The organism is Acinetobacter sp. UBA5984, from assembly GCF_002429925.1.
GTDB lineage: Bacteria > Pseudomonadota > Gammaproteobacteria > Pseudomonadales > Moraxellaceae > Acinetobacter > Acinetobacter variabilis.
This window is the reverse complement of the sequence record NZ_DJBE01000005.1, coordinates 1-22,385: the sequence shown is the minus strand read 5'-3', so window position 1 is coordinate 22,385 and position 22,385 is coordinate 1. Positions and strand designations below refer to the sequence as shown.

At 43.5% G+C, this 22,385-nt stretch carries 23 protein-coding genes, 3 pseudogenes and 1 riboswitch; of the genes and pseudogenes, 11 read left to right on the top strand and 15 right to left on the bottom strand.

The features are described 5' to 3' along the window. Positions 1-57: 57 nt before the first annotated feature. The 5 genes and pseudogenes from B3J29_RS01045 (at position 58) to B3J29_RS01025 (ending at position 4,703) form a co-directional block, all read left to right on the top strand. A complete protein-coding gene (locus tag B3J29_RS01045) occupies positions 58-819 on the top strand; it encodes a hypothetical protein (protein WP_004784893.1) in 762 nt (253 codons plus the stop codon). Between the two features lie 100 nt (positions 820-919). Beyond that, positions 920-2,191, top strand: a complete 1,272-nt coding sequence (gene serS / locus B3J29_RS01040) for a serine--tRNA ligase (protein ID WP_004784891.1) — start codon at positions 920-922, stop codon at positions 2,189-2,191. A 73-nt stretch (positions 2,192-2,264) separates the two neighbouring features. Continuing rightward, positions 2,265-3,638 carry a siroheme synthase CysG gene (gene cysG / locus B3J29_RS01035; protein WP_004784888.1) on the top strand — a complete coding sequence of 458 codons (1,374 nt, stop codon included), beginning with the start codon at positions 2,265-2,267 and terminating at the stop codon, positions 3,636-3,638. A gap of 34 nt (positions 3,639-3,672) precedes the next feature. Next, positions 3,673-4,149 (top strand): tRNA (cytidine(34)-2'-O)-methyltransferase, encoded by a 477-nt coding sequence (locus tag B3J29_RS01030; protein WP_004784885.1) that lies wholly within the window; start codon positions 3,673-3,675, stop codon positions 4,147-4,149. 164 nt (positions 4,150-4,313) lie between these two features. Beyond that, positions 4,314-4,703, top strand: a pseudogene (locus B3J29_RS01025) (hypothetical protein). A gap of 69 nt (positions 4,704-4,772) precedes the next feature. Here B3J29_RS01025 and B3J29_RS01020 read toward each other — a convergent pair. The 6 genes and pseudogenes from B3J29_RS01020 to rpoD all read right to left on the bottom strand — a co-directional run bounded on the left by B3J29_RS01020 (position 4,773) and on the right by rpoD (position 11,145). After that, positions 4,773-6,161, bottom strand: a complete 1,389-nt coding sequence (locus tag B3J29_RS01020) for an APC family permease (RefSeq protein ID WP_004784881.1) — start codon at positions 6,159-6,161, stop codon at positions 4,773-4,775. 264 nt (positions 6,162-6,425) lie between these two features. Next, positions 6,426-7,431 (bottom strand): annotated as a pseudogene (locus tag B3J29_RS01015) (iron-containing alcohol dehydrogenase). A 1-nt stretch (position 7,432) separates the two neighbouring features. Next, positions 7,433-7,966 (bottom strand): hypothetical protein, encoded by a 534-nt coding sequence (locus B3J29_RS01010; RefSeq protein WP_004784877.1) that lies wholly within the window; start codon positions 7,964-7,966, stop codon positions 7,433-7,435. Positions 7,967-8,040: 74 nt separating this feature from the next. After that, positions 8,041-8,700 carry a lipoyl(octanoyl) transferase LipB gene (gene lipB, locus B3J29_RS01005; RefSeq protein ID WP_004784876.1) on the bottom strand — a complete coding sequence of 220 codons (660 nt, stop codon included), beginning with the start codon at positions 8,698-8,700 and terminating at the stop codon, positions 8,041-8,043. 163 nt (positions 8,701-8,863) lie between these two features. Beyond that, on the bottom strand, positions 8,864-9,151 hold the full coding sequence (locus B3J29_RS01000; RefSeq protein WP_004784874.1) for a YbeD family protein: 288 nt from the start codon (positions 9,149-9,151) through the stop codon (positions 8,864-8,866). 107 nt (positions 9,152-9,258) lie between these two features. Further along, on the bottom strand, positions 9,259-11,145 hold the full coding sequence (gene rpoD, locus B3J29_RS00995) for an RNA polymerase sigma factor RpoD (RefSeq protein WP_004784872.1): 1,887 nt from the start codon (positions 11,143-11,145) through the stop codon (positions 9,259-9,261). 374 nt (positions 11,146-11,519) lie between these two features. Here rpoD and B3J29_RS00990 point away from each other — a divergent pair, with 374 nt between their 5' ends. Continuing rightward, positions 11,520-11,726: a PA3496 family putative envelope integrity protein gene (locus B3J29_RS00990; RefSeq protein ID WP_004784869.1), complete on the top strand. Its 207-nt coding sequence runs from the start codon at positions 11,520-11,522 to the stop codon at positions 11,724-11,726. A 71-nt stretch (positions 11,727-11,797) separates the two neighbouring features. Then, the gene (locus B3J29_RS00985) at positions 11,798-12,322 is read left to right on the top strand and encodes a YecA family protein (RefSeq protein WP_004784868.1); all 525 of its coding nucleotides are present in this window, start codon (positions 11,798-11,800) and stop codon (positions 12,320-12,322) included. Between the two features lie 87 nt (positions 12,323-12,409). Here the strand turns inward: B3J29_RS00985 and B3J29_RS00980 are convergent, their stop codons facing one another. From B3J29_RS00980 to B3J29_RS00965, 4 genes are all read right to left on the bottom strand, one after another. Next, positions 12,410-12,838 (bottom strand): ABZJ_00895 family protein, encoded by a 429-nt coding sequence (locus tag B3J29_RS00980; RefSeq protein WP_004784865.1) that lies wholly within the window; start codon positions 12,836-12,838, stop codon positions 12,410-12,412. Positions 12,839-12,867: 29 nt separating this feature from the next. Beyond that, positions 12,868-13,485, bottom strand: a complete 618-nt coding sequence (locus tag B3J29_RS00975; protein ID WP_004784864.1) for a DedA family protein — start codon at positions 13,483-13,485, stop codon at positions 12,868-12,870. An 88-nt stretch (positions 13,486-13,573) separates the two neighbouring features. Further along, on the bottom strand, positions 13,574-13,852 hold the full coding sequence (locus B3J29_RS00970; protein ID WP_004784859.1) for a hypothetical protein: 279 nt from the start codon (positions 13,850-13,852) through the stop codon (positions 13,574-13,576). 206 nt (positions 13,853-14,058) lie between these two features. Then, entirely contained in the window at positions 14,059-14,991 is a 933-nt protein-coding gene (locus B3J29_RS00965) for a rhodanese-related sulfurtransferase (RefSeq protein WP_004784858.1), read from the bottom strand. Positions 14,992-15,179: 188 nt separating this feature from the next. Here B3J29_RS00965 and B3J29_RS00960 point away from each other — a divergent pair, with 188 nt between their 5' ends. Both B3J29_RS00960 and B3J29_RS00955 read left to right on the top strand, forming a co-directional pair. After that, the gene (locus B3J29_RS00960; RefSeq protein WP_004784856.1) at positions 15,180-15,668 is read left to right on the top strand and encodes a DUF1289 domain-containing protein; all 489 of its coding nucleotides are present in this window, start codon (positions 15,180-15,182) and stop codon (positions 15,666-15,668) included. A gap of 43 nt (positions 15,669-15,711) precedes the next feature. Continuing rightward, positions 15,712-16,323: a LysE family translocator gene (locus tag B3J29_RS00955; protein ID WP_004784853.1), complete on the top strand. Its 612-nt coding sequence runs from the start codon at positions 15,712-15,714 to the stop codon at positions 16,321-16,323. A gap of 57 nt (positions 16,324-16,380) precedes the next feature. Here the strand turns inward: B3J29_RS00955 and ribB are convergent, their stop codons facing one another. Continuing rightward, positions 16,381-17,040, bottom strand: coding sequence for a 3,4-dihydroxy-2-butanone-4-phosphate synthase (gene ribB, locus B3J29_RS00950; RefSeq protein ID WP_004784851.1), 660 nt, complete (start codon positions 17,038-17,040; stop codon positions 16,381-16,383). Positions 17,041-17,146: 106 nt separating this feature from the next. Next, positions 17,147-17,305: riboswitch (FMN riboswitch) on the bottom strand. A gap of 171 nt (positions 17,306-17,476) precedes the next feature. Here ribB and B3J29_RS00945 point away from each other — a divergent pair. Next, positions 17,477-19,193 (top strand): annotated as a pseudogene (locus B3J29_RS00945) (DUF2157 domain-containing protein). Next, positions 19,190-19,753 carry a GDYXXLXY domain-containing protein gene (locus B3J29_RS00940; protein ID WP_034170162.1) on the top strand — a complete coding sequence of 188 codons (564 nt, stop codon included), beginning with the start codon at positions 19,190-19,192 and terminating at the stop codon, positions 19,751-19,753. The pseudogene B3J29_RS00945 and the gene B3J29_RS00940 overlap by 4 nt, the downstream one beginning before the upstream one ends. Positions 19,754-19,821: 68 nt before the next feature. Here the strand turns inward: B3J29_RS00940 and panD are convergent, their stop codons facing one another. From panD to B3J29_RS00920, 4 genes are all read right to left on the bottom strand, one after another. Then, positions 19,822-20,202 carry an aspartate 1-decarboxylase gene (panD, locus tag B3J29_RS00935; protein WP_004784844.1) on the bottom strand — a complete coding sequence of 127 codons (381 nt, stop codon included), beginning with the start codon at positions 20,200-20,202 and terminating at the stop codon, positions 19,822-19,824. A 143-nt stretch (positions 20,203-20,345) separates the two neighbouring features. Continuing rightward, positions 20,346-20,927 (bottom strand): aminoacyl-tRNA hydrolase, encoded by a 582-nt coding sequence (gene pth, locus B3J29_RS00930; protein WP_034701663.1) that lies wholly within the window; start codon positions 20,925-20,927, stop codon positions 20,346-20,348. Between the two features lie 19 nt (positions 20,928-20,946). Further along, complete coding sequence (gene rplY / locus B3J29_RS00925) at positions 20,947-21,243, bottom strand: 50S ribosomal protein L25 (RefSeq protein ID WP_004784841.1); 297 nt, start codon at positions 21,241-21,243, stop codon at positions 20,947-20,949. A gap of 100 nt (positions 21,244-21,343) precedes the next feature. Beyond that, on the bottom strand, positions 21,344-22,297 hold the full coding sequence (locus tag B3J29_RS00920) for a ribose-phosphate pyrophosphokinase (protein WP_004784839.1): 954 nt from the start codon (positions 22,295-22,297) through the stop codon (positions 21,344-21,346). Positions 22,298-22,385: the final 88 nt, after the last annotated feature.

Sequence of the window (22,385 nt, the reverse complement as noted above, 5' to 3'; positions counted from 1 at the left end):
TGTTTTAGAATAAACAAAAGTTGAGTCAATGAAATTGCAAAATTTTAGGAGCTCAGGATGAAAATGACTTCATGTAAAATAGGCTGGATCGGTTGTATCTTGTGTCTGAATCTCGGGCTATTTGCCTGTCAGCCTCAAACCTCTTCAGTCACTACATCCGCGCAATCAGAAGACACAGGAGAAATCCAATCCAAAATAGTTCCAGTTAAAGATGCCAATCAGGTCGTGTGTGAAATCGAAGGTTGTGTGCGCTTTGATTTGCAGACTGTAGATACCAATATGAGTTGGATTGATCAATACTTCATGGAGCGTATTCAGCGTACTGAGCCGGTCGCTTTTAGCAAAGTGACCAGTAATAAAATTAAAGCAAAGGATCAGCCAAAATTTATTGATCAACGTTCCATTCAGGTGAATTACCTGAATCAGCATGCGCATCTGGCCACTTTTATATTTAAAACTGCCCATCAGCCTGAACGTGCAGCACAGCCCCAATCTCATACTGAATATGTCAATCTGGATCTAAAACAAAAGAAACGTCTAGCTCTTCATCAGGTTATGTGCGGTAATACAGATGAAAAACTGAAACAGACTCTATATCAAGCAAATAAAGACTGGCTGGATCGTTATCAAATCACCCAGCAGAAACTAGCACTGAGTGATAATTATTATTTTGACAGTCAGGGCTTGGTACTGGTTTATCCGGCAGGCGAGTTGAACAAGACAATCAGTGATATGGCAGAATTAAAAGTACCTTATACAGCATTAAGAGAGATCATCCGGCCTGAATATTTATCGCTTTTGCCTCAAACAAGCCTTTAAATATTGCGCTAATAAACTCCAGCCGGTAGGTCAGTCACTGTATTTTTTGACGTTAAGAGCTTACACTATAGCCAGTTTTTTTCTTATCCAAAGATTGGCTATGATCGACCCGAAATTACTTAGAAATAATATTGAGGCTGTAAATTTAGCCTTGGCAAAACGTGGTGTTCAACTGAATGTTGAGGAGTGGGCATCATTAGAAGCTCGACGTAAAGAGATTCAATCCAAAACTGAATCCTTGCAAGCTGAGCGTAATGCCGGTGCCAAGCAAGTGGGTCAGATCAAAAAAGCAGGTGGCGATGCCTCTGAAATCATGGCACGCATGTCTTCAATTGGTGATGAAATCAAGGCTGCTGAAGCTGCACTGGCTGAGCTGCAAGCTGAACTAGAAGAAAAATCACTGTCTATTCCAAACCTGCCAGATGAATCTGTACCTGAAGGTAAAGATGAAAATGACAATGTGGAAGTCCTGAAATGGGGTACACCACGCGAATTTGACTTTGAAATCAAAGACCATACTGACCTGGGCGAAATGATGGGTGGTCTGGAATTTGAAACTGCGACCAAATTGACTGGTTCACGGTTTAGCGTTCTGAAAGGTCCTTTAGCGCGTCTGCAACGTGCCATCACTCAGTTCATGCTGGATACGCATACCACTAAAAATGGCTATACCGAAGCCTATGTACCTTATTTGGTGAATGCAGATTCTTTACGTGGTACAGGTCAGTTACCGAAATTTGAAGAAGACCTGTTCAAGCTGCAAGGTGAGAAAGAATTCTACCTGATCCCTACGGCTGAAGTACCTGTAACCAACTTCGTGCGTGATGAAATCATCGATGCCGACCGTCTGCCACTGAAATATGCAGCACATACCCCATGTTTCCGTAGTGAAGCCGGTTCATATGGCCGTGATACCCGTGGTCTGATCCGTCAACACCAGTTCGACAAAGTTGAGATGGTTCAGATTGTAAAACCTGAAGACTCTATGCAGGCACTGGAAGAGTTAACTGGTCATGCAGAAGGTATTTTGCAAGCATTAGGTCTGCCATACCGTAAAATCATTCTGTGTGGCGGTGATATGGGCTTTGGTGCATGCAAAACTTATGACCTTGAAGTCTGGGTGCCAAGTCAAAATACGTATCGTGAGATTTCATCTTGCTCAAATATGTGGGATTTCCAGGCACGCCGTATGAAAGCGCGTTACCGTGCTGACCAGAAAAAAACTGAATTCGTACATACGCTGAATGGTTCAGGTCTGGCTGTAGGTCGTACTTTACTGGCGGTCATGGAAAACTATCAACGTGCTGATGGTTCAATTGAGATCCCTGAAGTACTGCGTCCGTATATGGGTGGTGCAACTTACATCGACTAAATGTCGGTGTATGCACCAAAATGTGCATGAAAATTGCTTAGACAGTCAGATTTAAAACTTTTTGAGGTATTTTGTGGATATCTTTCCAATCTCGTTAAAGTTGCAACAGCAACCTTGTCTGATTGTCGGTGGTGGACATATTGCATACCGTAAAGCGGTATTGCTACAGAAAGCAGGGGCAGTCATTTCGGTGGTTGCACCTGAGATCGAAGCGAGTCTGCTTGAGATTGTTCAAGCGACCGCCGGTCAATATGTTCAGGCACCTTTCAATTCTGAAATTCCTCTACGTTCCTACCGTCTGGTGATTGCAGCGACCAATGATGCTGGAGTCAACCGTCAGGTGTTTGAAGACTGTGAAGCTGAAAATGTGCTGGTCAACAGTGTTGATGATCCACCACATTGCCGTTTCATGGTGCCAGCAATTATCGACCGCTCACCACTGGTTATTTCAGTCGCGAGTAACGGTACTTCACCAGTATTGTCTCGTCAGATCCGCACTCAGCTTGAAGCTACCATTCCGCATGGTATGGGTAAACTGGCTGAGTTCTCTGGTAAGTGGCGTAGTGCAGTTAAAGCCAAGATCACTAATCCCGATGAACGCCGTATCTTCTGGGAAGATTTATATGCCAGTCCTTTGAAAGAACAGGTATTTAATGAAAATCTGGCTGAAGCCGACCGTTTGATTGAACAAGCCTTAAATGAATGGCAAAAGCCAAAAGGTGAGGTTTATCTGGTCGGTGCCGGACCGGGTGATCCGGAGTTATTGACGCTAAAAGCCTTACGCTTGATGCAGCAGGCCGATGTGGTGATCTATGACCGTTTGGTCTCTGCACCGATTATGGATCTCTGTCGCCGTGATGCAGAAAAGATCTATGTCGGTAAGGCGAGGTCCAATCATGCGGTGCCACAAGAAGGGATTAATGCCTTACTGGTGAAATATGCCAGCGAAGGCAAGCGAGTCTGTCGTCTAAAAGGCGGTGATCCGTTTATCTTTGGTCGTGGCGGTGAAGAGATTGAAGAGCTGTTTGCTGCTGGCGTGGCCTTTCAGGTCGTGCCTGGCATTACCGCAGCTTCAGGCTGTTCAGCTTATGCTGGTATTCCGCTCACTCATCGTGATTATGCACAAAGCGTGCGTTTCCTGACAGGTCATTTAAAAGAAGGTTCTCCTGAACTGCCTTGGAATGAACTGGTTTATGAAAACCAGACACTGGTACTTTATATGGGACTGGTGGGACTGGAAAAAATCTGTGCACAATTGATTGAGCATGGTCAGCGTCCAGATATGCCAGTGGCCTTGGTCTCAAAAGGCACCACACCAGAGCAAAAAGTGGTGGTGGGAACGCTCCAAGATATTGCATCGAAAGTGAATGAGCACCATATTCAGGCACCAACCTTGACCATTATTGGTGAAGTGGTGCGTTTACGTGAAAAATTGAAGTGGTCCTAAATGGCCACTAAACTCCCAAAAGTAGAGAAAAGCTGTGATCCATGTTGTTTTATATGAACCTGAAATTCCTGCCAATACAGGTAATATTATTCGCCTATGCGCAAATACGGGAGCACAGTTACATTTGGTCAAGCCCCTTGGCTTTGAACTGGATGATAAAAAACTAAGACGTGCCGGTCTCGATTATCATGAATATGCCAATATGCAGATTTGGGAAAATATTGAAGAGTGTCTGGCCGATCTGGCTACTAAGGGCGTAGGTGTGGATGCGGTTTATCCGCTGACCACCAAAGGTTTTGAAACCCCGCATACCTCAGATCTAAATCGTTCTGTAGCCTTGTTGATGGGATCAGAAACTCGTGGCTTGCCAGAGCATGTACGTATGATGTTCCCAAAAGAGCACTGGATTCGTCTGCCAATGGCCGAGAATTCACGCAGCTTGAATCTGTCCAATGCAACAGCTGTGATTGTCTATGAAGCTTGGCGTCAACAGGGTTTTAAACCGCTTTAAGTTCATCGTACCGATTTAAACAGCTGCCTAAAGGCAGCTTTTTTATTTTATGTAACAGATACAGGTACATGTTTGGTCTTTCAGGTAATCTTGTAGATAAGCTGTTGAGAATGTAGAAAAAAGGATGGTTTTTAGCAAGCTGTAGTACGTTATTGCTGGCCAGCATGATGACACAGGCTCAAGAAGCGCCACAGCAATCAGTATCATCACAAGATACAGCTCAGCCCATTACTCAGGAATAAATCCGCCAAGGGCTGGCAGCGATGCAACGGCGCTTAAATAGCCGCATTGAGCAATGGGGCAAAATCCTTAGCCGTGATGATTTCGAGTGGACTTGGCGTGGACGTCAGATGAAACCAGCCAAACGTCAGGAAGTTTGTGATATTTTTCAGGGCGTGGTGAATGAAATGTATCAAATGGCGGTAAAGAACAAGGCTCGACTCAGTCCGGAAGATCAGAAACTATTATCCAATCATGATCTGTTTATTGAAAAATTGGGCTTTCAAAATAACCGGGTCAATACCCAGATGGGTTTTGACTGTCGCCTACAATAAGCCCAGTCCATTATCCAAGAAAATAAAAAAAGGCGCATAAAGCGCCTTTTTAAGTATGAACAATATCGATTATTCAAACTCGTTATGTTGTGGAGCAGGGTGCTTAAAGCCCTTGGTTTTATAACCCAGGTACAAAATACCGAACATCGCCCACCATAAACCGTATTTCAGTGCAGTTTCTTCAATTTCCAGCCACATCGCAAAGATACTGATAAAACCAAGCATCGGGATGACCACAAAGCTAAAAATGTCTTTTGCGGTTTTAGTACGACCATCACGCAGTGCATAACGTGAAATCACTGACAGGTTTACGAATGTAAACGCAGTCAAGGCACCGAAACTAATCATTGAAATCACGATATCCAGATCCATGAAGCCAGCAGTTAAGGCCACTGCACCTACAATCAGAATGTTGTAGTTTGGCGTATAGCTTTTCGGACTGATATGACCAAAGATTTTCTTGTTGATCACGCCATCACGACCCATGACATACATTAGACGTGATACACCTGCGTGAGCAGAAATACCAGACGCCATTACGGTAATGATCGCAAAAGTCAGCACATAAGACTGGAACAGTGAGCCACCGACAAGAAGTAGGATTTCTGGCTGAGTTTCAGCAATATTCTTGAAGTAAGAACCCGGTGTAGAAGGGAAGTACAACTGCATGAAGTAAGTACTGATAATGAAAATCACACCAGCGATTAAAGCAGTCAAGAAAATCGCTTTAGGCAAGGTGTTTTCAGTATCTTTGGTTTCTTCTGCCAGAGAACTTAAAGAGTCAAAACCAGTGAATGAGAAGCACAGTAAGGTCGCACCAGTAATCAAGGCGCCAACTGAAGTCAGTTCATTCCAGAACGGTTCAAGACTCCAAAGCTGGTAACGCTGTTCAGCTGTAATCGGACCATCAGCATTGAAACCGGCCTGCAGTTTGGTAAATACCATCCAGGTAAAGATACCGATCACCAATAACTGTACCAGTACGATCAAACTGTTAAAGTTCGCCACGAAGCGTGCACCACGCAGGTTTACCCCGGTCATAAAGGCAGTCAGTACGATTACCCAGACCCAATGGTTCACATCAGGAAACAGTGCTTCAAGATAGATCACTGCCAGGATGATGTTCACCATTGGGGATAACAGATAATCCAGCCAAGAAGACCAGCCCACCATAAAGCCAATATTCGGATGAATCGATTTTTGGGCATAGGTATAAGCCGAACCCGAAGAAGGGTAACGGCGAATCATGTGACCATAGCTGATCGATGTAAACAAAATTGCAATCAGGGCAATGATGTAAGAAGTAGGAACATGCAAATGACTTTCTTCAGATACCAAACCAAAAGTATCAAATAAGGTCATTGGTTGAATGTAAGCTAAACCAATAATAATGATGTGCCAGAGCCCTAGCGTTTTTTGCAGTTTAGCTGCCGATTGAGTCCCAGAGAAATTTGTCAACGGCGTTATCCTCTTAATCGTTGATCAAGGATCAGTCATATTTAATAAGGATCGTTTGAGACGAACGATCCCCCCTACAATTTTCTATAAAAGCGCGCCAATCTACTTTAAAATTACGGCTTTTACTAGCTATTTTTTGAATTTAGGCCTGCACGAAATGTGCCATTCGAAGCAAAAAACAGCGATTTCCTGCAAGATAAAAGCCCGATGTCTAAAAAAACATCAGGCTTAAATTTTTCGCTATATTGGCTTATTTTTCAGTAATTACCAAGCCTTTTTTAAGATAGATTTCAGATCTTCCAAACTGGCTTCTTTCGGGTTGTAAATGATGGAACCATCATTTAATGCTTTTTCAGTAACTTCATCCAGCTGTGCTTCAGAAATCTTACCTGTTTCACTTAATGTGCGCGGTAATTTGGTCAAGCTATAGATTCGATCACGCATGGTTAAAATTGTAGCAATGGTCTTGTCTGCACGTAGGTGTGCTGGCGTCTGTGCATAGATATCCGCACCCGCTAATGGTAGTAGCAGCTCGGCAATCTTGTCACCATTGACTTCCTTGTTATATTCCAGCACATAAGGCAGGAACAGGTTCATACATAGGCCATGCGGCAAATGCGCGACTGCACCTAGAGCATGTCCAAGCGAGTGCACCAGGCCCACCATNNGTCATCGCATCCATGGCTGTCATGGCAGTCAGATGCGGTGGCAGGGTCTGGGTCATACGTGGATCCAGAATCGCAGCATGCGGCATTAGGTAATAGGATGCGAATGGCATTTTCAAATTCTTTTCAGTATCCGATACCACAGCAACCATCGTCACTTCAGAACCAGTTCCTGAAGTCGTAGGAATTACGAAAAATGGCTTCAGCGGTTTAGGCAGATTATGCGCACCAGAATATTTGAGTAAGTCGTCACCACCTTCAGAGACTAGAATATTGGTCGCTTTTGAAGTATCAATCACTGAACCGCCGCCAACAGCAATAATGGCATCGCAATCATGATCACGATAAAGCTGTGCTGCGCTACGCACTGTACCTAAACTAGAATCTGGCGGTACATCATCAAAAATCGCTGCAATTTTGGCATCGGTCGATTCAAAAGCAGCTTCAATCGGCGCCAGCAGGTTATTGGCACGTACCCCTTTATCAGTAATGATCAGTGGACGTTTAGCACCTAAAGTGGCCAGTTCAAAAGGAATGTGTTCTAACGCGGCATGACCAGCAATCACTTTGACTGGACAGAAAAATTCATAATAAGGTTTTGCCATGTTATACACTCCGTTTCAAATAAGATTGAGCGACTTTTAAGTAGATGCTGCTCGCTTCCATGATTTTATCTTTGAGTCTCAGATTATTCGGGTATTCTTTTACTGCCAGTTGCGCCACCATTTTCGGCAAGATCAGCGCTTCCATTTTATTCAGGCAACGTACCAGACGGATCGCATAGGAAATATCACCATTGGCAATCATGCGGTCATTGGCAAAGGCCTGAGACGTGCTTTCCTGAAAGGAAAACACCAGAAAGGCATGATGCAGATGCTTAAAGGTAATGGTCAGGTCTGGCTTGATGCTGCTGTCTTTGACCAGTTCCAGCTGATGTTGTTCCGTGACCCGGGCAACGAAGGCCGGGCCATGCGGAAAAACATTCATTGAAAGCCTGAAATTGGCGGGAAACTGGGCAACTTCCTGTTTGATTTCTGGGTCTACCTGACTTGCCATGACCAGGCCACGGCCAATGATATCCATCATCAGTTTGACATAGGCAAGCTGCAAAGCGGGTTTTACGGATTTTGTCGCAATCACGTGATGATCCCTATCTTGATATTATTTGTTTAGAGTAATTACTCTAATTTATTTATTGTTAAAATGCAAAGGCTTTATCTTTGCTCGACGTTCACCTGATTAAAGTAACCGCTGCTGCTTAAAGTTTCAATAATTTCAACACATAAGTCATTAAACTTTGGCGGATTGCTGACGAGGTCATTAATTCGCACCATTTCCAGACCTGCATAGCCGCAAGGGTTAATGGTATGGAAACCAGTCAGGTCGCAATCAATATTTAAAGACAGGCCATGATAGCTACGGCCTTTACGAATCTTGAAGCCGAGAGAACCAATTTTACGCTCATTCACATAGACGCCCGGAGCATCGGGTTTGGCATAGGCTTCAATGCCATGATTTTTTAGGAGCTGGATCATCAGGTTTTCAGCATACGACACCAATCTACGGACATTCCAACCCAGACGATTCAGGTCAAACATAAAGTATGCGACGAGCTGACCAGGACCATGCCAAGTGACTTGACCACCACGGTCGGTTTGAATGACAGGAATATCAGTTGGAATCAGGATATGTTCCGGTTTGCCTGCCTGACCTTGGGTCAGTACATCATGGTGCTGCAAAATCCATAACTCATCAGGCGTATTTTCATCACGGTTTTCCGTGAAGCTTTTCATTTCCAGAAAACGGTCTTCGTAGGGAGTCAGGTTATTATATTGACGGATAATCAGGGAGGGTTTTTGAACCGCAGCTGTCACAGTGTGCGTCCTTAGAAAATTAAATCATACTGAAAATAATTATAATGATTTCAGCAATGGATAGGGGAGGGATTCGTAGTAATTGTTGGTGAGCTGGTCACACATATAAAAAACACGCCCGAAAGCGTGTCTTTTAATTTGCCAAGGTTGGAGCAGAATAATCTTAAAGTGCAGTCTTGATCAGTGGGCAAGCTGCAAGATCAGCATATACGGCATGAACCTGTTCCAGTTCAAGGAAACGTAGCTGAGCAGTGATCGAATGATATTTACCAGTACGAGATGGAGTGATGCTTACGCTATCGCCATCAAAGTCAGGGAAATGTTTGGTAAAAATCTCAACAACTGCATTCAGCAGTTCTTCACCTGCAAGGCCAATGAGTTTGATTGGGTAATCCATTGGAAAAACCCAAAGATCTTCGCGGAGTTCACGAGATGGTGTACGGTCTAACATGTAGTTCCCCTATTCGAAACGCCTGCGTAGCGCAGGCGTTTGGGTGTATTGCAATACAAAATGGAGGCGAGAGATGAAATTTCAAGTCTCCAAAATTGTATTAAATCTTAGTCATTTTCCAGGAATGAACGCAGATGTTCAGAACGGGAAGGGTGACGTAACTTACGTAGAGCTTTCGCTTCGATCTGACGGATACGTTCGCGGGTTACATCGAACTGTTTACCGACTTCTTCCAAAGTATGATCCGTTGGCATGTCGATACCGAAACGCATTTTCAGGACTTTCGCTTCACGTTCAGTCAGGTTTTCCAGTACTTCGCGAGTCGCTTCTTTCAGGCCTTCTGAAGTAGCAGCATCCACTGGTGAGGTGATGTTGCTGTCTTCAATGAAGTCACCCAAATGCGAATCTTCATCATCGCCGATTGGTGTTTCCATCGAAATCGGTTCTTTAGCGATTTTCAGTACTTTACGAACCTTCACTTCGTCCATTTCCAGACGTTCGCCCAGTTCTTCCGGTGTCGGTTCACGGCCCATTTCCTGAAGCAATTGACGAGATACACGGTTGATCTTGTTAATCGTTTCAATCATGTGCACTGGAATACGAATGGTACGTGCCTGATCCGCGATTGAACGGGTAATCGCCTGACGAATCCACCAAGTGGCATAAGTCGAGAACTTATAACCACGACGGTATTCAAACTTGTCTACCGCTTTCATCAGACCGATGTTACCTTCCTGAATCAGATCCAGGAACTGCAAGCCACGGTTGGTATATTTCTTCGCAATCGAAATTACCAGACGCAAGTTTGCTTCAACCATTTCTTTCTTGGCACGACGTGCTTTCGCTTCACCGACTGCCATACGTTTGGCAATGTCTTTGATGTCACGAACTTTAAGATCAAGGTCTTTTTCGATATCTGCGATTTTTTGCTGGAAGGCCAATACGTCAGGACGTACTTTTTCCAGATAAGCTTTCTGATCAGCAGTCGCTTTCGCAATTTGCTCATCTAACCAGGCTGGATTCGATTCCTGACCCGGGAAAGTAGTACGGAACTGGGTACGGTCCATACGGCCACGACGGACGGCATAACGCATCACTTCACGTTCTGCACCACGGATCTGGTCATGTGTACCACGAATCATTTCAGAAATGATATCGAACAAACGCGGGGTGAACTTGAACATCATGAACACAGTTGCAAGCGCTTGAAGTGCTTCTTCTGCTTCTTTGCTGTTACGGCCGTGTTTTTCCAGTACCGCTTTGGTATTTTTCCAGGCATCTGAAAGTTCGGCAAAACGAACTTTGGCAATTTCTGGATCTGGGCCTGAGTCACCTTCAGAATCGTCATCGCTATCAGACTCTTCATCTTCCTCGTCATCATCCAGTTTTACATCTTTGGTTGACTTGGTCGTTGCTTCTTCGTCTTCTTCGATTTCAGCGACTTCTTCCAGTACTTCTGGAATTTCTTCATCTGATTCAGGGTCTAAATAACCTGACAGAATGTCAGCAAGGCGGCGTTCGCCAGCTTCATAATCTTTGTATTCTTGTAGTACAACTTCTACAGCATTCGGCCAGTAAGCAATAGAGTGAAGAACGTCTCGGATACCTTCTTCAATGCGTTTTGCAATGCTAATTTCGCCTTCACGCGTTAAAAGTTCAACGGTACCCATTTCACGCATGTACATACGTACAGGGTCAGTCGTACGACCTGGTTCGTTTTCTACAGATGCAAGTACAGCCGCAGCTTCTTCTTCTGCAACTTCATCGGCAGCTTCTGCAGTATCCTCGAACATTGCATCATCAGATTCAGGCGCACGATCATGGACAGGAATACCCACATCATTCAGCATTTGAATGATGTCTTCAATCTGTTCGCTTTCTGTGATGGAGTCCGGGAGATGATCGTTAACCTCAGCGAAGGTTAAGTAACCTTGTTCTTTGCCTCGGCTAATCAGAGCCGCTACTTGAGAAGTAGGGGAAGTCATATCGCTCATCTTTGCTTACTCTTCGTTGAATCTGTGGCAGTGAAAAACCGTGCATGATAGCACAATTCACCTGAAATAGTTTTTGGAATTGATCAGTCAAGCATGATTTTATAAATATGTTTGAATAACAATTGAATATCGATATTGGGTCTAAGTTTATCTTTTCAAGTGTATTTCCCAATCTAATTTTAGAAACGTCCCTCATCCATGGGATAAAAAGCGTTCACTATCTAACCAGCTAATAAATACACAATTATGCTGTAGAAAAACAAGAGCTAACTAGTATAAACATACAAAATATATAAATAAAACTTGACAAGTTTTTAAAGGCAAGATAAATAGCGCCTAGACCCATTTACATTTTTCACTACGAGGTAGTTTTAGTGTCTTCGACAGATTTTGAACTAGATGATAGCTACGGTGATGATGATGTTAATTTCGATGAGGCATCGAGTAAGCTAAGTGCGAAAGAGTCGTTGGAAAAACGTCGTTTAATTGATGATCTGCTCTCGCAACGCCGCCTGGAACGCGAACTCAAAGATTTTGATTATGACTTCGACGATGATGACGACTTTGACGACGAAGATTAACGAATTCAGATTTAGCATAGCCTGAATAAATGCTATGCTAATCCTTTCGGTTTTCTAAGTTTGGATGTTAAATGAGTGCTTTAGATTTAGACCTGTTGAGTGAATATCTGGATGGCGACCAAAATGAGTATGGTCTGGATTTTGCGGCAACTCATGGTTTCTTATGTGCTATCGCAGTAGGCCCGCAATTTGACAAATGGATGGATGAGCTTTTTGAAGGCAACCAGAAAAAAGTGCCTGCAGAAATCATCAATCAGGTTAAAGCATGGTTAGAGTCAATCCGTCAAAGCTTGGCCAATGAAGAAGGGATCACTTTCCCATTTGAAATTGAAGAAGCAGATACCGAATCAAGTCTAGGTGACTGGAGTGTGGGCTTTGTAGATGCCATGTTCCTGAACGAAGAAGCCTGGTTTACAGAAGAATTTGAAGAACAGTTGGTCGATTTAACGCTGCCAATTATGGTATTCAGTGGCATCGATGAAGAAGATCCGCAAATGGAATCTTTCCGTCGCAATGGTCAGTTAATGGATGAGCTTGCAGAAGAGATTCCAGAAAACTTGAATGAATTATATCTGATGTACCACACACCAGAATAAGTCATGCCCCGCCATGAAAAAGCACCGTCAGGTGCTTTTTTTAGCTCAGGTGTTTTGTACAACGTTTGGACTAGTTAATTACCTAGTCTAAGGTTTATGATCGGCACCCGTACGCTTGCTCAAGCTATAACGCGCATAGCCATTATAGGCGATATGGAACAGCAAGGCATGTAAGGCAATACTTGTAGCCACCAGGAACGAGTTTGGCCCGCGTCCTGTATAAGCCATTCTTCTATAGATTTCCTCCGTCTGTGGATGCAGCCAGATCACTATAAACAAAAAGATAAATCCAAAGGTCATGGCAATAATCGTGGAACCCCAGACCAGTCTGCTTTTCTCTTCCTGGGTGGGTAGTCGGAGTTCTTTTTTCACAAAGTATCGGGCGCTGAGAAAGGCGGAGGCAATCAGGGCAGGAATCATCAGAATGGCGCCCAGATTGAATACATAGATGAGTATGCCGACTATTAAGACCAGAGTCAGATAAACGGTGGCAAAATATTTAAGATAATGCGACATCGTTTTAGCCTCCTTATGCTGGGGTCTCTTCAGGATGGGCGATTTTTACGTTGATGTCTACGGTATAAAACCCAGCCCACGATGATCACGACAATCGCAATAATCACATAACTGACCTGACTAAAGATTTTGTGCATCAATTCCTGATTTTCACCAAAATAAAAACCGACACAGGCCAGGAACGTGGTCCAGATAACAGTACCTAGTCCACTATAGAACATGAATTTCCAGAAAGGCATATGGCTCATGCCGGCCGGGATACTGATGAGGGAACGTACTGCCGGAACCATCCGGCCAAAGAATACAATCCGGTGTCCATACTGCTCGAACCATTCCAGAGATTTTTTCACGTCTTTAGATTTGATAAACAAGAATTTTCCATATCGGTCTATGAATCTGAAAATACTGTCGTGGTTAAATTTGTAGCCAATCCAATAGAGCAATGCCGCTGCCAATAACGAACCGATACTGCCTGCAATAATGACTCCAACCAGCAGTAATTCTCCCTGAGAAGCGGAATAGCCGGCAGAAGGCATAATAATTTCAGAGGGGATCGGGGGAAAGACATTGTCAAGAAACATGAGCAGGGCAATGCCCCAGTAGCCCAGCTGTTCCATGACAGAAATAATCCATTCAGTCAGATTCATAGAATTGGCAAAATAAAGAATACTGCTTGTATCCTAAGCAGTATTTTTAAGAGGGTAAAGTTAAGTTATATAAATGGCCAAGTGCGGATTAACTATGGGTTAAGGTATAAATGTAAACTTTACGTAAGCTGTAAGCCAGGCAAACTGGCAGAGCACTGAGCAGTAAATAATGTGCTGCTGTAGCCTCAATATGGTAGCCGATAAACAGGGCAAGAATGGCACCAATGATAGTTCCCAAGATCACAATAAACAGATGTGATTCTGCTTCCAGCTCATCTGTCATTTGGGTAATACGTTCCAGTTTTGTATTTTCTTTAGGTTGGAATCTAACAATATTATCTGAATCCCGAGCAAGTGAATTGGCCATTTTGTTTTCCTTTTCATTTAAAAAATTAATTAATAATGAAAGACTTATGGTAACAAAGTAATGTGATATAAAGACTATCAAGCTTGGCTGTAAAAATATGCTGTTCTTGGTAAGGGATTGGTAAGTTTTTTATTGCAGATGTAATGCTTATGTAAATAAAAAGCCCTCCGAAGAGGGCTTAGATATTTTTGGTTACAAAACTGGAGTTAGAGACGTTTACGTTTTGCAGCCAGAATTTGCGATTGACGCATACGGAAACCTTCTTTTTGTTTCTCGGTGGTTTTATCGATGCAGTACACACAAGATACGCCGTGTTCATAACTTGGCAGCGCTGCTTCTTCAGGTGTTAATGGCCAGCCACACGCATGACATTTGGTATTTTGACCTTCTTCCACACCATGTGTAACCGCAGTACGGCCATCAAATACGAAACATTCACCTTCCCACAGACTTTCTTCAGCTGGGGTTTCTTCCAGGTATTTCAGAATACCGCCTTTCAGGTGATATACCTCTTTAAAGCCTTCCTGAAGCAATAAAGAAGTTGATTTTTCACAGCGAATACCACCGGTACAGAACATGGCAATTTTCTTGTCCTTGTGCTGTTCCAGATTCTTTTTCACGTATTCAGGGAATTCACGGAAAGTTTCAGTTTTCGGATCGATTGCGCCTTTAAAGGTACCGGCTTTATATTCGTAATCATTACGAGTATCCACCAGAATCACATCATCACGTGCAATCAGCTCATTCCATTCTTTAGGATCAAGATAATGGCCAACCAGATCACGTGGCTTAACCGGCACACCTAAAGTCACAATCTCTTTTTTCAGCTTGATCTTCATTTTACGGAATGGTTTGTCAGAGCTATGCGACTCTTTATATTCCATTTCGTTGAAGCCTTCATCCAGCAGGAACTGGTGTACTTTATCGATGGCTTCACGGTTACCCGCAACGGTACCGTTAATGCCTTCACCTGCCACAATTAGAGTACCGCAAAGGTTGATGGTTTTTACCAAGTCTAAAAGACGTTGTTGCAGACCCTCAGGGTCTTGAACTTCTTTGAATTGATAAAGTGCGGCAACAACCCAACCAGTCGTCGCTTGCTGTTCTACAGGTGCAAGCTGTTCTACAGTAGCGTTCATGGAATACTCCAACGTAGCATGATAATTTGAAAGGCGCATATTTTAACGTGATTTGAATGAATAAGCGAGTAAAAGGCCGGGTTTTAACGGACTTCAAATCGATAGGGAGAACATGTATAGTCATGCCGACCCAGGATTTTGATGCAATGATGCAGATGCTGGAAGTTGCAGCACAGTTGGAGTAAGTTTTGAGTTCGGATCGTCGTATTGCATCTTTGACCCCTTGCGCAGGGCGTTGCTCAACCGTATTTGGTGATGCGGTCTGTCGTGGTTGCCGCCGTTTTAATCATGAAGTGATTCACTGGAACAGTTATAACGCAGATCAACATACTGCGGTCTGGCAGCGGCTGGATGCACAGCTAGATCAGATTTTGGTCCCGATGCTGCCGATGGCAAACCTGGCCAAAGTGGAAACATTTGTCCTGTCTAAACGGGTGCGTCTGCGTGAAGATGCGACTAAGGGCCGTAAGCTTTACCATGCCTTGAAACTCTGTGAAAAGAACCGTCATTTTACTGATGAAAGCGGTTTAGGCATTCATTACAAACAGGTACGTCCGCTTTGGGATGAATTCGAGCGTCGGGTACTGGCACTCGCCAAAGCCAGTTATGACTTGGCCTTTTTACGGGCGGATGGGATGAGCCAGCACCTGATTCAGATGCAGGAAGAGGACGAATAAGTCCTCTTTTTTATTAAAAAATCATGATAGCTGAGGAAATGGCGTGAATATCAGTGAATATGCTCTCTATTGTCTGGCCGTCGTCATCATGATTGCCACACCTGGGCCTGTTATGCTACTAGTTGCCAGTACTGGACTGAAAGGTGGCTATAAACATGCTTTACAGACCATTTTCGGGACGAATTTTGCTTCTCTGGTATTGATCACCTTATCTATTTTTAGCTTAAAAGGCTTATTAGTCATTAATGAAAACTGGCTGAATGGCATCAAGCTGCTTGGCTGTTTATATATTGCCTGGCTAGGAATCCAGATTTTCCGGGAAGTCTGGAAAGGGCAGGGTCCAACCAGTTCACAAGGTTTGCAACCAGTACAGGGAGGATTTCGAACCGGTTTTCTGGTGGGGATCTCCAATCCCAAAGATATTATTTTCTTTGCTGCATTTTTCCCGCAGTTCATCGGCATTACTCCAAACTTAGATTCCAGTTTAGTAATTCTAACGATCAGCTGGATTGTTCTGGATTTTTTGACCCTATCATTAGTTTATTTAGGCTTTCAACGCTTTGCTAAATCCAAGCTGTATCCTTATTTGCTTGGTTTGTGCGGTTTGATTTTATTGGTAGTCGCAGTCTATGGAATATTATCTGTACTCATCTAAAAATATTTATATAAAATAAAAATCCCGGCTTAAGCCGGGATTTTTTATCTTTACGCCTTAGACATTGTGCTGCTGGCGGTAATGCACCAGTTCATCAATGGTGATCACGGTCAGCTGATGTGTCTGTGCATAAGACAATACCTGAATGCCAGAAGCCATAGTGCCATCTGGGTTAGTCAGTTCACACAGAACACCGGCAGGTCTTAAACCCGCCAGACGTGCAAGATCAATCGTACCTTCGGTATGACCACGACGGGTCAGCACACCGCCTTCACGGGCACGTAAAGGGAAGACATGACCTGGACGATTCAGATCACTGGCGACAGCACCGTCTTTAATGGCTGCTTTAATCGTAGTGGTACGGTCTTTGGCAGATACACCAGTCGTCACACCTTCCGCAGCTTCAATCGTTACAGTAAAGGCAGTTTTAAACTGGCTAGAGTTATCCTGCACCATTGGCGGCAGTTCTAGATGATTGGCCAGTTCATCAGTCAGGCACAGGCAGACAATACCGGAACCATCGCGAATCATGCGTGCCATGGTTTCTACAGTCAAAGTCTCTGCAGCAACAATGAGGTCGGCTTCATTCTCGCGGTCAAAGTCATCCATCACCAGAACAGGTCTGCCTTGGCGGATGTCTTCGAGTGCTTGTTGGATGCGCTGTTCAGCGGGAGCTAAAGCGGAAAAGAAAATTTCGGGTTGAATTAAACTTGACATTGAAACGCTCACGTAAAGTAAAAGTACGATTGAACATTTCAGGACATAGTGAAAATAGGCTTATAGCAAAACAGTTTCATGCCAGGCATAAAACAGGATGTACTGCTTTCGTCTTCTTTCATCCGGACTATACCGTCGGCTCTGGATTTACACCAGATCTGCAGATCAATTGAAATTGACCGCTCGTGGGCTGATTCAGAAATAGAAAGATTTACTACCCTGAAATTACCACCGGTGGGGAATCTCACCCCGCCCTGAAGCGATGTGGGATCATTATAGTCCTGGTTTTTAAAAGATGGTATAGTTTGGCCAGTCACGAATTTGCAGAATTTCAGATAAGCAAAACAGATTATTTGAATTACTACAGCCTTTTAGCAAAAAACTGGAAACATGTTATGTTGCTATTAAGAATAGAAATTGATCAATCATTCAGACAATGAAGAAAACCGAGCTGATCCATAATAATCCATTTTCTCCCTTGCTGTTTTGTGATGCAAAGGTTTTGCGTTATCTCAATATTTTGGGCGTTGCGCTGATTGCAGTCAGTTTGCTGTATTTAATGGCTGCGAACTGGTGGATGCTACCGAATCAGGTTCAACTTGCAATTCCAATGCTGGTTTTAGTCTGTAGTGCAATAGCCAGTATTTACTTTAATCAGCGGGAATGGATCAGACAGAGTCTGGATACCTTGTCTGGCCTGATGCTGGGCTTAAGTCTGGCTGTGATTGGGCAGATCTATCAGACTGGTGCCGATAGTTATCAGTTATTTCTGCTCTGGGCTGTATTACTCTTGCCGTGGCTATATCGATCCAATATCGGTATTTTTGCCATGCTTTGTGTGGTCACTCAGCTGGCATTGTATTTTTACTTTAAACAAAGTTTCTGGATGATACGGGCAGAAGGGTTGTATCTACTGACTTTGAATCTACTTACAGCCATTAGTTTTGCCTTTGTCATACGTTATTACCCGTTGCTGCGATATCTGTTTATTGCATTCATCATCATGATTTCGATCAGCAGTATGATGCAGTTTACCCATCATTTTCAGCTGATCTATCTGGCTTCTTCAGTTGTTCTACCAGCAGGTGCTGCATTTTATTTTTATCGTAAGCATCAGGCATTAGAAACCATTTTATTGATTGCAGGCTTGGCTGCCAGTGTGAGCCTATGGCTGTTTGAACTGTTGGACGATCGGCTTACCAATTCAGCAGCTGGTTTATTTATCTTGGCAATGCTGATCTTTGGCTGGTTTGCGCTGATCAGTTTTGCGCTCAAGAAAATATTTCCTCAAACCAAATTCTCCGTCATTCCTTTGGCACTCGGTGCCTGGATTGCTGGGATTATTCTGGCAATCCTATTGCTGACCTATTGGAAAGCGGTTTCAATTGTTTTAGGTCTCATTTTTATTGGTATCGCTTGGAAATTATTAAGTCAAAAGAATTCCATATTTNNTGTTGCAATTAATGATGCTGGCTCTGACTGTGATCAAACGGATGCACTGGTTCATTCTGACCTTACAACTCTTGATAGCTCATGCTTTAGCAATTGTCGTTTTGGCATTAGAGAACTCTTTTAAGCATGATGATATTGTAATCACGCTTGCTCTAAGCTTGAACTATGTCATTTATATCGGGCTATTCCTAACCGCTAGATATTGGCAGTCCTCAATTTATCAGAAAAGTATTCTGCTCTGGATCATCGCTATGTTGACAGGTTCAGCCGTGGTTCAATCGGTGACTGGATTAGAGCACTGGCAGGGCATCGGGCAGATCAGCTTTGACCACGTTCTGCTGTTTTATGTTTTTCCGAGCTTATTACTACTGAGTTTTATTTGGCAAAACTGGCAGCAATTTAGGGAAAAATGGCTTTGGTTAATTCCTGTATTTGGCATCTTACTTATTCTGTTGGGCTATTTTGAGATTTTTATCATTATGCTGCTTATGGCATGGGCCATTGTTTATAAGCAGTCCTTGATTCAGGCCTTAACTATCTTGCTGTTAATCTTCTGGTTATGGATGCTGTATTACAATCTGGGTTTAAGCTTCCTGTTTAAAAGCATCAGTATCTTTGCTTCTGGGATGCTGGTCTTGTTGTTGGTATATATGTTGAAGCAGTCATCAAAACCGCCACATGATCAAGGAGAGGCAAGATGAAAAAGTTTCTTCCTTTGCATCTGGCTATTTTCAGTATTGCCTTATTTTGTGGATTGGTGGTGCAACATGAATGGCATCTTCGAGATAGCCAAAGTATTTATGTAGAACTGGCACCAGTAGATCCGCGATCAATTCTGCAAGGCGATTATATGGCGCTGAATTATGATCTGCATTTTAGTGCACTAGCAGCGGAGAATAGATCAGAACAATCAGAACCTAAAATCAGTATTCAAGATTTTGAAAACCAGTCCCGTGTACTAAGCTATGTACAGCTTGATGAGCAAAGAAGAGTGGTCAAAACCAGTTTTGATCGAAGTACGCTGGATCAGCCACGCTCAGCACAATTAATCCTGAAAAATCCGCGGAATACCTTTGAAGGCTTATATCCGGCTGCCAACAGTTTTATGTTTGCCGAAGGACTTGAGCCTTGTTATCGCGATGCCAAATTCGCTGAATTAAAGCTAAAAGAAAATGGAGAAGCTTTGTTAGCCGACCTGGTAGATCAAAATCTTAAGTCCTTAAACTGTGAGAACCGAAAAAGCTGGTGGCAGGGAAGTTAGTTTTATTTTAATCAGCCCATAAAAAAAGCCCGCAAGAAGCGAGCTTTTTAGAATCTTGTCGAACCAGCTTAGGCAACTTGTACCGGAATACAGTTTGCAGTGTGATTCACAGTGTTATCCGGATTTGCATAAACCAGACGTGGTTTATGAGCATTGGCTTCAGCTTCAGTGAAATCACCAAATGTTGCGATAATCACGATATCACCAACATCAGCTTGATGCGCAGCACCACCATTCACAGAAATAATCCCTGAATTATCTTCACCACGAATGGCATAAGTAGTAAAACGCTTACCATTGGTCACGTTCCAAACATGAATTTCTTCGTATTCACGAATGCCAGCTAGATCCATCAAAACGCCATCAATTGCACATGAACCTTCATAGTGTAATTCTGCATGTGTAACAAAAGCGCGATGAATTTTGCATTTTAATAAACGAGATAGCATGGCTAGCGTCCCCTTAGTTGACCTAAGACTTTGATCTTATGGTTGAATCAATTTCTACAACACTGGATAAGTGGGTAGGCTTGCGCATTTTGCGCCTAAATGGCCAGCAAGGCAAGCGGAATTGTCCAGCAATTTATGAATGTTTAGTTCGGTTTATAAGCATTGATTTGATTCATTGCCTGTTGTACTTCACCGTTCACCAGCATTTTGGCGCGAGCAAGTGCATGGGCAATTGCATTGTCCATTAACTCTTGTTCACTGCTTGGTGCTTTACTCAGGACATGACCAGAAACACGGTCTTTAGAACCTGGGTGACCAATACCAATGCGTAGACGATGAAAGTTCGGACCGATATGCGGCACGATATCGCGTAAACCGTTATGTCCACCATGACCACCGCCAGTCTTCAGGCGAATAATGCCTGGATTCATATCCAGTTCATCATGGGCAATCAGGATTGATTCGGGTGCGATATTGTAAAATTTGGCGAAAGGAACAACACTTTTACCGGAAAGGTTCATGAATGTTGTAGGTAGAAGGAGACGGACGTCTTGACCTTCGATATTGCCACGACCGCTGAATCCATTGAATTTAGGGTCTTTTTTAAGGCTAATGCCATATTGATCTGCAAGGCGTTCTACAAACCAGAAGCCTGCATTATGGCGGGTTTGAGCATACTCAGAACCTGGGTTGCCCAAACCTACAATCAGTGAAATATTTGACACTAATCTACACCATTAACACTTATGCGCGTTTGAAGTCAGCGTGCATTGGAGTGTTTTTAGCTGGGTGACGTTGTAACGCTTGGATTTTAACGCTTTCAACTTTACCGTTTACATCAATTTCGATTACTTCTTCGAAGAATGAGTTGCTTTCTAAGAATTTAACAAGCTGACGAAGTTCAAGAGAAACAGCTACAGGAGCAGCTTCACCACCATAGATGATAGCTGGAACTTTAGCAGCATGACGAAGGCGGCGGCTCGAACCTTTCCCTTGTTGTGCTACTTCACGTGCTTCTGCGTTTAATACGAAGTTTGCCATGATAGACATCCTATTTAAGTTTTAAATGAACCGGACCTGCGACCGATCCGGTGATAGAAAGCCCCGCCAAATGGCAGGGCTTTGGAAATTCAGCGCACTATTATAGATAAGAATCGAACATTGCGCTAATAGATTCTTCGTTGTTGATACGACGAATTGTTTCAGCAACCATGCTTGCAACTGAAACCTGGCGAATCTTGCCAAGAGCTAAAGCTTCTTCTGAAAGAGGGATGGTGTCAGTTACAACCAGTTCATCGATCACAGAATTTTTCAGATTTTCGAGTGCTTTACCAGACAATACTGGGTGAGTCGCGTAAGCAACCACTTTGCGGGCACCGAAAGTTTTCAACGCATCAGCAGCCTTACAAAGCGTACCAGCAGTATCCACCATGTCATCAACGATCACACAGTCACGATCTTTCACATCACCAATCAAATGCATCACTTGTGATTCATTCGCTTTTTGACGACGTTTATCGATGATCGCCAGGTCGATATCACCCATCTGTTTCGCAACAGCACGAGCACGAACTACACCACCTACGTCAGGAGAAACAACCATCAGGTTATGATGCTGTTGTTGGCGTAAGTCAGCAAGTAGGGCTGGCGTACCGTAGATGTTGTCTACAGGAATATCGAAGAAACCTTGGATCTGGTCAGCGTGAAGATCAATCATCACCACACGGTCAATACCTACAGTGGTCAGCATATCTGCAACAACTTTTGCAGTAATCGGCACACGGCTTGAACGGGGACGACGGTCTTGACGGGCATAACCGAAGTAAGGAATCACGGCAGTAATACGACCAGCACTTGCACGGCGTAACGCGTCAGCCATGACCAGAATTTCCATCAGGTTATCATTGGTCGGTGCACAAGTAGGTTGTACGATGAATACGTCTTTACCACGAACATTTTCAGTAATCTCAACAGCGATTTCGCCATCAGAAAACTGGCCTACAGAGGCAGCGCCTAGAGGAATATGTAAGTGACTTACGACTTTTTGAGCGAATTGTGGATGCGCGGTTCCACTAAAAACGACAAGATTGGGCATGAAGCACCCTTGGCGGTTGGTATGTATGGAAGTAGATGGCAGGGGTAGCTGGATTCGAACCAACGAATGCCGGGATCAAAACCCGGTG

What these genes read in the sequence shown, in the direction of transcription:
- B3J29_RS01045 (WP_004784893.1), top strand. Translation starts at nt 58, where the DNA reads ATGAAAATGACTTCATGTAAAATAGGCTGGATCGGTTGTATCTTGTGT.
- serS (WP_004784891.1), top strand. Translation starts at nt 920, where the DNA reads ATGATCGACCCGAAATTACTTAGAAATAATATTGAGGCTGTAAATTTA.
- B3J29_RS01000 (WP_004784874.1), bottom strand. Translation starts at nt 9,151, where the DNA reads ATGTTAGACCGTACACCATCTCGTGAACTCCGCGAAGATCTTTGGGTT.
- rpoD (WP_004784872.1), bottom strand. Translation starts at nt 11,145, where the DNA reads ATGAGCGATATGACTTCCCCTACTTCTCAAGTAGCGGCTCTGATTAGC.
- B3J29_RS00985 (WP_004784868.1), top strand. Translation starts at nt 11,798, where the DNA reads ATGAGTGCTTTAGATTTAGACCTGTTGAGTGAATATCTGGATGGCGAC.
- B3J29_RS00980 (WP_004784865.1), bottom strand. Translation starts at nt 12,838, where the DNA reads ATGTCGCATTATCTTAAATATTTTGCCACCGTTTATCTGACTCTGGTC.
- B3J29_RS00975 (WP_004784864.1), bottom strand. Translation starts at nt 13,485, where the DNA reads ATGAATCTGACTGAATGGATTATTTCTGTCATGGAACAGCTGGGCTAC.
- B3J29_RS00970 (WP_004784859.1), bottom strand. Translation starts at nt 13,852, where the DNA reads ATGGCCAATTCACTTGCTCGGGATTCAGATAATATTGTTAGATTCCAA.
- B3J29_RS00965 (WP_004784858.1), bottom strand. Translation starts at nt 14,991, where the DNA reads ATGAACGCTACTGTAGAACAGCTTGCACCTGTAGAACAGCAAGCGACG.
- ribB (WP_004784851.1), bottom strand. Translation starts at nt 17,040, where the DNA reads ATGTCAAGTTTAATTCAACCCGAAATTTTCTTTTCCGCTTTAGCTCCC.
- B3J29_RS00940 (WP_034170162.1), top strand. Translation starts at nt 19,190, where the DNA reads ATGAAAAAGTTTCTTCCTTTGCATCTGGCTATTTTCAGTATTGCCTTA.
- panD (WP_004784844.1), bottom strand. Translation starts at nt 20,202, where the DNA reads ATGCTATCTCGTTTATTAAAATGCAAAATTCATCGCGCTTTTGTTACA.
- rplY (WP_004784841.1), bottom strand. Translation starts at nt 21,243, where the DNA reads ATGGCAAACTTCGTATTAAACGCAGAAGCACGTGAAGTAGCACAACAA.
- B3J29_RS00920 (WP_004784839.1), bottom strand. Translation starts at nt 22,297, where the DNA reads ATGCCCAATCTTGTCGTTTTTAGTGGAACCGCGCATCCACAATTCGCT.